Raw genomic sequence first — 11,019 nt, forward strand, 5'->3', positions numbered from 1 at the left:
ACAGAAGAGTATCGAGTAATTATTCGGCAACATTTACAGCATATTACGTATTAGATGATACATGTAGAGACGTTACATGTAACGTCTCTACGAGCTGCTAATGACGTTGTTAAGCAATTTGTGCAATTAGACTATTTATTATTGTGTCAATTGGCACCATTTCGGTGGGGTCAATTCTAACATCTATAACAAATGGAACTTTTGCGCTCATTGCTTGTAATAGTGCTGCTTGTATTAGAGACTCGTTTTCTACACAAACACCATCGGCGCCCATACTGTGTGCAAGCATAACGAAATCTGTGGGTGGTATTTGTGTTTTGATGTTAGTATATCCTTGTTTTTTTGTACCTTGGGCGCACATGTTGTAACAAGCGTCGTTAAGAACAATCCAAACAGCAGGAATATTGTATTGAACTGCTGTGCTAATTTCATTGTTCATTAACATTGCACCATCACCAACTATTACTACTGCTTTAGACTCACTCACAAGAGTGGCGCCAACAACTCCAGTAGTCGCAGATCCCATCGAAGCGAAGCCAGTACTTCCTCGCCAGCGCTTTGGCGTATTAAATTTGAGGTGGTGAATTGCCCAAGCAAGACAATTACCTGCATCAGCCATTACAATTGCATCAGTACCTTCTACGATTACTTCCTGAATTTTCTCCATCAATACACTTGGTTTAACTAAAGCTTCATCAACGCTAATGCTTTTTTCTTCGTAGGTGTTATGGCAATGACTAGGGCGTAATGATAGTGTTTGTTGAGACCAACTTGGTTTTAGAGGTAGTTTTTTCAGTAATTCCCTTAAAAATATTTTGATATCAGCAATTACAGGAAGTGTATCGACTGATGGATAAGCGACTCCCGGAACAAGTGGGTCGATATCTACATGAATAATACCTTTTGGTGGTATCATCTCTTTTGTCCAAAACGAGGTAAATTCTCCTAAACGAGTTCCCAAGACGAGAATGCGTTGAGGAGAGGAGAATTTCATATAGTCCAAAACTGCTTGATGTCCAGCAAATCCAGTTACACCAATAAATTGAGGATGATGTTCACTTAAGATGCCTTTACCACGAGGCGAACACATCGTTACTGCTCCTGTCTTTTCCACAAGCTCAAGTACTTCAGACGCTGCATCACGGGCGCCGAAACCAAGCCAGATAGCAAAGGATTCGTCGGTTAATAATTTAACAACTTTATTAATTAATTGTTTATCTGGAATAAGTGTCGGTAATTTAGGATTTTGCAGTTTGATATTAGGATTGGGAATAAGGCTGGTTTGAATATCAGCAGGAATACTGAGATGAGCGACAAAACTGCCAGGTCTATTTAGACCAATTGCCAGTTGTTGAGCTATTTCTGGCAGTTCTGAACCTGATTGAATGCAGCGTGCGTAATTAAATAAAGAGCCGCCAGTAAAAATTTCGGCTGGCATTGTATAAGGACTTGTTTCTTGAAATGCCCATTTCCCGTGATGTTTTACTGGAGTAAAGCCCGATATTAAAATTACCTTTGCTCCTTCACTCCGTGCGGCCGCGATTCCTGTTAAAGTGTTAATGATGCCTGGGCCAGTAGTGCTAAACACAACTACAGGACGATTAGAGGCAAAGTATGCTTCCATTGCTGCAAAAGCTGCTCCTGCTTCATGCCGAAAGTGCAGCACTTCTATTGCACTTTTTTCTAAAGCTTCCCATACCGGAGCGATGGCGCCACCTCCTAGGCCAAAGGCATTATGCACTCCTAACGCCCCAAGTATTTGTACAATTGAATCGGCTACTGTTTGGGTTGATGTTAAGGTGGATATCTGGTTTTGTGAAGCTTTTTCTGTAAGTAACATATTATTCGATGTTGTAAAGTTAGACTTTTATTGCCAATGTACTTGAAATGACCTTGATAAAGGTTGAAGTATTTTGAAGATAAATGTTATTTTTAAATTGTATGAATTAAACAAGTAAAGCGTGTCAACTTGTTTTAAATTTTTCATAGCTAAAGATGAATTTAGCGTAAAATTTTACAAGCTCTTGCAGTAAACTTAATCGTAAATTTACTTACATCATTAAAAATGGCGTATGTCATGCTAAGTTTGGAACACTACTACAAAAACGTCACACACTTTACTTATAAAATTTTTGCTTATTTGGTGAATTTTTTACCACAGAAATACGGAGGGCACATTTATTAATTATGTTATTGGTAAACAAACGGTGAAAGTTGTTTCTCCTGGTTTTGAGGTGAAGGTGATGCCACCACGGTGACGGTTTTCGACGATGCGTCTAATCATTTCTAATCCTAAACCAGAACCTTGACCTATTGATTTTGTGGTAAAAAATGGCTCGAAGATACGTGATTGTATTTCCTGCGGAATGCCTGAACCAGAGTCTGTTATTTGAATTTTTATTTTTTCAGTCGTGCAATTTGTGGTTATTTCTATTACACCTGCGTCAGTAATTGCATCAATGGCGTTTTCGATTAAGTTTGTCCAGACTTGGTTGAGTTCACTACCGTAGGCCATGATTTTCGGAACTTTGCAATTGTAGTTACGGCGAATTTGGATACCGTGTTTTAGTTTATGGGCATATAACCGTAAAGTATCTTCTAGTCCTTCGTGTACATCTACTAACTGTACGGCGCCTTCGTCCATATGAGAGTAGGATTTCATGACTTGTACTAGTGCAGAAATACGCTTGGCGCCTTTGAGTCCGCTATTAATCATAGACATAACATCGAATGAAAGTGCCAGCCAGCGTATACCCATATCTCGAAGTTCACTCTTGTGCTGGCGCCATCTAGAGATTAATTTATCAAGTGTACTAATTTCAACTCCACCTGCTGCTAGGGGTTCAGCGAGTTTCCAAGGTTCTCTTACTCCGTAGTCTTCGAGCCAAGTGAGAAGTTCGTCTTCACGTTGAGCTATGGTACTAATATCAATGCGCGAGTTAAGAATTGCGTCATAACCATCATCACGCACCGAGAGCCATTCTTGGGTATGTTCTTCATCAATTTGGTTTTGTCCTGCTACCATATTCATACGCTGTAGTTCCAATAGGGCAGGAGTAACATTTTGAAGTACACGTACTACTGCTGCTGCTGGGTTGTTGAGTTCGTGTGCTAACCCAGCAGATAATGTACCTAGTGCCGCCATTTTCTCGCGCTGACGAATAAATGATGTTAACCCTTCGAGGCGCTGTTGTACAACTCGAAAAACGGTACGCTCAAAATCACGACATTCATGAAGTAATTCTAAAAAATCTTCTGGTGAGAGTAAATGTAAGCAACATGGAGTTAAAGCGCGCAATGTTACAGGTACAGGTTCATCGGTAAGTACCTGCACTTCTCCAAAAAACTGTGGCGCCTGATGTTGCCCTACAGGCATCTCAACCCCTTCGCTGCGCCGAGTTATGCCTATAACACCACTTGATAATATACAAAACCCCCGTCCGGTATCTCCTTCGCTAACTAAAATTTCGCCTGCTTGGAGTTCTAGAAGAGACGCGCGTGTACACACCCAGTCGAGACGACGTTGAGGCAGGTATTGAAATAATTCCAGCTTTAATAAGTCGTTTATACAAAGCATGGCTAATAAAGATGTTTGAAAGGTCAAAGATTAAGTATAAACTTTCAGGGAGCAATGCGAAGAATCTGGAGTACAATTGGCAACGGATTATAAACGGATGTAACGGATGGTTGATGCTCCCATAACTTATATCTTCCACCCACACCCTAGAAGGATACCGCTGGCGAATGATAGGTTTGACCCCTCAGTATCACGATTTTGCGTCATTTCCGGAAATGTAGAGACCTTACATGTTCGGTCTCTACACGCCTGTTTTCATGAAATGATGGGTACTACCCCCTATTCGCCAGCGGTATCCTAGAAGGGTGGGACTATACGAACAAAGCCAGACGGGCGCAGGCTATAACACCCCAGTAATTAAATAGATGAGCGTTTGTAACCAATAATTTATCCGTTACATCCGTTACATCCGTTGCTAGAATCTGCGTTCAAATTCTAATACCGCACGGTTATCGTTGAATAAGTTTGTGGAGGTGCGGAAGCGAATTTCTTTGTTGATACGATAGTTTAAACCCCATTGAATTGGGTCATTTGTTGTTAATATTTTGAGCGCTGATGCTGAGACTTTTGGCGATATGTCTACACCTGCTTCTGCGGCAAGTTCTAAGCTTGTGTAGTTTTTTCCTGCTTCTGGGTCTTGGGAAATAATTGTTGGGAATAAGCGAAATTCACTCAAACCAAATGCGGTTCCTATTTGATTGAATGCGCTTTGAAAGTTATTAAATACGGCTGAACCTGCGATGTTAATTAATCCCAATGTACTATCGCTGCCTCGACCTTGAGTTTCTACAAACCCACCTCCAAGTAGGGCAACAAGTTCGTTTTGACCGCGCGTTGGTGAACTAGTAAGTTCGAGATTTTCGTTTAACTGACTTGCGAGTCCCTGAATTTTTGCTTCAACACGGACACTTTCTAATGCAGCTAGTCCAGTGATGTTACGGCTAAAATCACTACTTTGCACGACATCGAGTACTTTGGCAAATAATTCTATATCTAGTTCGGGGTCGCGCGGTTGGTTTCTTTTAAAAGTTGCTTTATGCTCATAACCACGTACTAAGTTAAAGCGAGTGGTAAATAAATTAACGCCACCATCTTTTAGTTTAATGACTCCTTCTGGAATTGGGTCTGTAAATGAGCCTGTTACATTCAAGTCACCTGTTGCAACAAAATCAAGAATTGGAGCGCGCGTAATTCTAACGTTGTCACCTAGCTTGATTTGTAAATTGTTAAAGCGTGTAATTGTTTTTTCTGGTTCTGCTTGAGCTGTTTCAGATTTGAGAAGTTTTGTTAATTCATTTAAAGTATCGTTTTTCTGTGGATTGAGGTTTGTTGACTCAGCGAGTAATACTTTACCGTTTTTCAACTCGATACTACCACCAATTAACGGGTCGAGAGCAGAACCAGTTAGCTGTAAACCTCCACTCACGTTACCTTGATACAAACTTTTAAGATTTAACGCTATGCGGTCTAGGGTAAGAGTCAAAGGATTCTGGACTTGTAGTTCTTTATTCGAGATGGGAATTTCACCAAATGCTTTAACGCTACCTCGGCTAAATGCTCCTTGTAAATTATTAACGATGATACGGTCGAAATCAAACTTTATATTACCTGCAACATCAGTAACATTACCAGGTATTGTTGGTGCGCTAAATATGGCTTTGTTGAGGTTTGCAGTACCATTTAAGATAAGCTGCTCACGGGTTCCCTGAACTTTTAAATCGACTTCTCCTTGTCCATCTTCGTACTTGATTTGGTTAGTTAACAAGTTTATGACTGCTAACCCTTTGTTTTTAACTTTAACATCAAGGTCAATTTGATCATTTTCTGGTGGAACAAGTGCGGTAGGGAATTGGTAGGGAACACCACCTCTAATATTAACAGGGTCTGTGCTGCCAACGTTTACTTCGCTATTAAAGTTTAAACGTCCGTTGTTATAACTAAAACTCGCCGAAGCTGACTGGATACCTTTGGCATTTAAAGTTCCTTGACTAACTGAAAAATCTCCTTTGAAGAGTGGATTAAAAATATTACCTGCAATTACCGCTTGTCCGCTCAGGTTTCCTGTCAATCCTACAGGTAATTTAACAAAGTTATTAAGAAGCCTGACGGGGAAGTTTGATACTTGTAATTGTCCTGATTGTTCTTTTGCTCCAACTGTACCAACAAAAGATAAAAGACGATTGTTTGACTCGACGCGCAACGGTTGCAGTCTTAGTAACCCATCATTATAATTTCCTTGAGCTATTATTTGCTGGGCGTTAAAATAGCGGTCTGGGTCGTCTGGGCGCCCCCAAGCAAAGTCTTTACCATTGATTTTAAAATCTGCTTGTAGCCCATTGGTAGAAGTAGTATCTAATGTAACGTCACCGTTGAAAGTTCCTACTAAATCTGCTAGTTCGGGTAAAGGTGAAGACGCGCGTTTAGAAGCTTGTTGTTGTTCGACTAAAGCTTGAATTTCAGATAAACGTTCTATTTTGGTTGACACAGGTTGGTCTTGTACACCAACTGCGCTTGTACCATTGAGCGCAGCAGCACCAGCATATTTTGGTTCTGTTAAACCACGTCTAAAGTCTTGCAGTTCAAAGATTTGTAACGTTGTTAAAACATCTTGAATGTTACCATTAAGAGCTTTGAGTTGACCTTGGATTTTGGGAATTGTAGCAGATGGAATAACAGTACCAGCAAAGCTATAAATACTGTTATTTTTCTTAAAGTTACTATTTTCCAGCGTTAATGCGCCGTTATTATAGGCAAACTTCGCTTCTAAACTATTACCTTTAATCGTTCCGACTTGAGGATTAGCAACTGCAATATTTCCGTTTCCTGTAAAAGTGTTTGGGTTAACTAGAAAATCTCCATTTAATGTCCCTGCAACACTGCCTTGACCTATTAATCCATTTGCGGGAGGAGTAATATTTAAAGCGAAGAGTGGGAAATTATTAACTTTGATATCTAAATTTTCACCCGCCGCAACTCCTGTTGCTGTTGCTTGTTTCCAACGTATATTAAAATCTTTGGGACGGTTATTGGCATCTAAATTTAATGCAATGCGGTCTTGTGTTCCAACAACATCTAATTTTAAACCGCTTCCACGCTCGCTTAGTAAACTTCCTGTTAAGACATCAAAGGGAAATTTATTTACATTCAACTCGCGTAATGCTATTTGTCCGTTTAGGTTTGGTACAGGCAGGCGCCCTGTAATTTTACCATTAAAATCAGCTTTTCCAGCCAAAGTTATCGCATTTGGTAGCTTTGCTGGTAAATTTTTGAGGTTATAGTTTTTAGCGATTACATCCAAATTTAAATCAGTAATTTCTGGTAAGTTTGGAGTTTTTGCATTAACTATAGCATACCCAGTTGCAGTAACATCACGCGAAGTCGCGCGTTGAACAGTTAACCTTGTACCGTTCCAACCAATATCTGCTACAATGGGTTGTTGAATACCTGCTAACCCTTCAGAAAGTCCAACTTTACCAACTGCTGCTACATTTGTAAGGGACAAATTACTGGTTGTACCCGCAACTTGTAAATTACCAACAAGTAGTCCTTCTAGTTGTGGGTTAATGCGCTTGAGTTGTACACCAGACGCATTAACAAAAGCTTGATAGCGACCTTCATTAAGTCGAATATTCGATGCAGTTACGTCACCACCTGCGTATTTTACTTTTCCTGTACCAGTAAGTTGGACATTCTCTGGTTTGAACGAGTCCACTGTACCTGTAACGTCAAATAAACCGTTTAAACCTGACTCAACTAAAGGTGGTACTTTGGCATAACGTTGTAAACGCACATTGTTAGCTTGAACTTTTGCAGTATAACGTCCCTTGTCAAGTACAATGTTGCTTGCATTGAAAGAACCACCGTCTACGTTCAAACGTCCGATACCTTTTGCTTGTATAGCTGGTAGTTGGAAGGAGTCAACGGTTCCTGCAACTTGGAAGTTACCTGTAACTCGACCTTGAATTATACTTGGTACTTGTGCTAACTCTTGGACGTTAGAATCATTGATTTGCAGTTGTGCTAAATAGGCGCCGTTTTGAAGTTGAATATTATTAACACCAACTGTACCACCTCCAACATTCAGTACCGCGTTGCCTGTACCTTGAATTGTTTTGAGGGTAATATTATCGCGGTTGCCAGCAATTTGAAACGTTCCAGCTAAAGGATTTTGTAAAACAGGCGCCGATTGTTTAAGAACGCGCGATAATCTAACGTTGTTGGCAACGAGTTGAGCTGCAAAGTTTTGGTCATTAAACTTAACGTTTTTGATTGCAACTCGTCCACCACCAAGTTCAATACCTGCATTTTCTGATTGGACGTTGGCTATTTTAAACGGCGCCGTTGTTCCTGAAGCTAACAAACGTCCATTAAATTTTATACCATCAATATTAACATTTTCTAACTGTTCTTTATTTACATAGGGTTCAACAGGTATACCCGAAGTATCAGCAGTAACTTGCCACTGTTGAGTTGCCCATGCCCACCTTCCCGCAGCTTGAACTTTACCACCTGCGACATTCAAATTAACATTACGAAATGTAACAGAACGGTCGGAATAAACTGTGGTTTCGCCAGTACCAGGATAAGTACCATTAGGAGATTGCCATTGTACCAAAGTTTGAACATTTCCAGGCACCCCACTTAGTTGTGCAGTCCCAGCGACATCACCAATTTTAAAGTTAGGATTAATGTTATATATTTGAGCAATTGCGTCTCCAGGTACGTTTTTAGCATTAATATTAAAATTGACTTGAGGGTTTTGACCGATTTTGACTATACCTGTACCTGTAAAGACACCTCCAAGAGTACCCGTACCTTGAATGTCTGTAAAAGTGATTTGCTGTAAACGTGGTACGAATTGAAACTTGGCGCCAACGTTGTTAAAATCAACTTTATCTATTTTGGCAGTTTGAGTTGTATTACCTTTACCAGAAAGTACTGGACTATCTATTCCTCCAGTTACCAGTAAATCTGCATTTAAAGAAGCCAAAACTGGAACGGGCAGTTTTAATTTTAGGGTTTCTTGGACATTCGCTGCGCTGACAGAATTTACACGCGCGGCTAAATTATAACCAGCTTTTCTGTCAATGATTCCATTTGCTAATAGCGGGACTTTACCGTAGGACGCTGTGACGTTTTCTAGTTTGACTTGAGTTTTATCGAAGCCAAATACACCACGCGCGTTTGTAAAAAGTCTTGGCAAACGTGCCACTTGAGCGTTAACCCCCTCTACAGTAGCATTGCCAAATAGTAAAGGTGGTTGTTGTGGTTTTGCTTCAATATATAAATCAGCTTTATTAACTCGCCCCTTCTGTAATGCTACTGGTATTCTAACTAAGTTAGTAACGTCTGATGCTAGTATGTTTTCGGCTTGTAGGTCTACATTGTGTTGTACATTTCTGAAACGTGTTTCGCCACGGACAAAAACATTACCACCATTAACTGGTTTACCTGCGACTTCATACTTAATGAGTCGGTTGTCTTCCAACAACTGAGCCACACCGTTAATGTTTTCCAAGGAAAATGGCGTTTTTGTATGGGTTGCAGCTAACGTTAAATTAGCATTACGGAATCTTTTCGATCAGGGCAATGGTTTCCGGCAGGCCATAGATGGCGGCGAACGAGCCGAAGCGAGGGCCTTGGCTGTCGCCGAGCAGCACTTCGTACAGCGCGGCGAACCACGCGCGGAGCGGCTGGAAGGCGTGCGCCTTGCCCACCGCATAGACCTCGCCCTGGATCAGTTCGCCGTCTGTCGTGTCGGCGGGCAGAGCGCGCAGGCGGGCGGCCAGGTCACGGAAGGCGACCGCTTCCTGTTCAGTAGGCACCCGGAACGTTTTTGTGGGCCGCACGAAGTCTTCGTAATAGTTCAGTGCGCGGTCCATCAGCTGGTCCAGCACCGGCTCGTTATCCGGCGTCGCCTCGGGCAGATAGCGCGCCATATAGGCCCACAGCTGGTCCTTGTTCGACGCATTGGCCACGCCGACCAGATTCAGCAACAAGGCGAAACTGACCGGGCTGGCGACCTGGGGCGGGGCACCGGCGTGGATCGACCAGACGGCGTTGTCGACCTGCTTGGCGGGTTCCTGGGCGCGGAACTGGTCGATGAAGCTGAGGTAGTCGTCGATGGCGCGCGGGATGACGTTGAAGTGCAGGCTCTTGGCCGACTTGGGCGACTGGAACATGTACCAGGACAGGCTCTCGGGCGTGCCGTAGCGCAGCCACTGCTCCATCGTCAGGCCGTTGCCTTTGGACTTGGAGATTTTCTTGCCCTCGACGTCGAGGAAAAGCTCGTAGTTGAAGCCGACCGGCGGCTCGCCGCCCATGACGCGGCACAGCTTGGACGATTCGCGTACGGATTCGATCAGATCCTTGCCCGACATCTCGTAGTCGACGTCCAGCGCGGTCCAGCGCATGGCCCAGTCGGGCTTCCACTGCAGCTTCACGTGGCCGCCGGTGACGGGCACGGTCGTGCGGCCGCCCGCGGGGTCGTCGAAGGTGATGGTTCCGGCCTCGACATCACGCTCCAGCGTCGGGACCTGCAGCACATGGCCGGTGATCGGGCTGATGGGCAGGAAGGGGGAGTAGGTGGCGCGCCGCTCTTCGCCCAGCGTCGGCAGCATCACCGCCTGGATGGCGTCGAAACGCTCCAGCACCCGCAGCAGAACCTCGTCGAACTGCCCCGAGCGATAGGTCTCGGTGGAGCTCATGAACTCGTAGTCGAAGCCGAACGAGTCCAGGAAGGCGCGCAGACGGGCGTTGTTGTGCGCGCCGAAGCTGTCGTGCGTGCCGAACGGATCGCGCACCTTGGTCAGCGGCAGGTGCAGGTCCTCGCGCAGCATATCCGGATTGGGCACGCCCTCGGGAACCTTGCGCAGGCCGTCCATGTCGTCGGAGAAGGCGATGAGGCGTGTCGGCCAGTAATCTCCGGTTAGGGCGCGAAAGGCGTTGCGCACCATGGTCGTGCGCGCCACCTCGCCGAAAGTGCCCATGTGCGGCAGGCCCGAGGGGCCGTATCCGGTTTCCAGAACGACCGGCTTTTGCAGCGCCTCGAACGTCGCCAGCGCCTCGTTGGCCTTGCCCGCGTCGATCAGAAGCCGGGCGGCGGCGCGGTCGGCGTCGGACAGCCGCTTCTTCAGGACGTGGTCCAGCAGGTTGCGGGCCTGTTCAAACGGCCAGGACTTGGCGTCGCGCGCGAGGGTCTCGAGGTTCTGAAGCATGGCACGGGCTTTGACGGTTCCGCCGCCGCCGGTCAACGGCGGCCCGCGTGCCTACGAACGTCAGTTTACGATTAAGGCAGGAGAAATGGTGGATGCGACAGGGATTGAACCTGTGACCCCCTCGGTGTGAACGAGGTGCTCTCCCGCTGAGCTACGCATCCAGCCTGGAACGGCGATGAAGTCACGCCGTCGGGAGGCGCGGACATAGCCCGCGTCGCCCGGCCT

Annotated in this window: 4 protein-coding genes and 1 tRNA gene; all 5 read right to left on the bottom strand. The window is 44.6% G+C overall.

Features of this window, described 5'->3' with window-relative positions:
* Positions 1 to 109 precede the first annotated feature (109 nt).
* A complete protein-coding gene (locus tag AC2JBO_RS23535; protein WP_496956059.1) occupies positions 110 to 1,840 on the bottom strand; it encodes a thiamine pyrophosphate-dependent enzyme in 1,731 nt (576 codons plus the stop codon).
* 345 nt (positions 1,841 to 2,185) lie between these two features.
* On the bottom strand, positions 2,186 to 3,604 hold the full coding sequence (locus tag AC2JBO_RS23540; RefSeq protein ID WP_496956060.1) for a sensor histidine kinase: 1,419 nt from the start codon (positions 3,602 to 3,604) through the stop codon (positions 2,186 to 2,188).
* A gap of 388 nt (positions 3,605 to 3,992) precedes the next feature.
* Entirely contained in the window at positions 3,993 to 9,077 is a 5,085-nt protein-coding gene (locus tag AC2JBO_RS23545) for a translocation/assembly module TamB domain-containing protein (protein ID WP_496956061.1), read from the bottom strand.
* 64 nt (positions 9,078 to 9,141) lie between these two features.
* The gene (locus tag AC2JBO_RS23550; protein ID WP_496956062.1) at positions 9,142 to 10,794 is read right to left on the bottom strand and encodes a lysine--tRNA ligase; all 1,653 of its coding nucleotides are present in this window, start codon (positions 10,792 to 10,794) and stop codon (positions 9,142 to 9,144) included.
* An 86-nt stretch (positions 10,795 to 10,880) separates the two neighbouring features.
* A tRNA-Val gene (locus AC2JBO_RS23555) sits at positions 10,881 to 10,955 on the bottom strand.
* Between the last annotated feature and the right edge of the window lie 64 nt (positions 10,956 to 11,019).

It is taken from the genome of Calothrix sp. CBUCES-K 9914 (assembly GCF_059640475.1).

What these genes read in the sequence shown, in the direction of transcription:
- AC2JBO_RS23535 (WP_496956059.1), bottom strand. Translation starts at nt 1,840, where the DNA reads ATGTTACTTACAGAAAAAGCTTCACAAAACCAGATATCCACCTTAACA.
- AC2JBO_RS23550 (WP_496956062.1), bottom strand. Translation starts at nt 10,794, where the DNA reads ATGCTTCAGAACCTCGAGACCCTCGCGCGCGACGCCAAGTCCTGGCCG.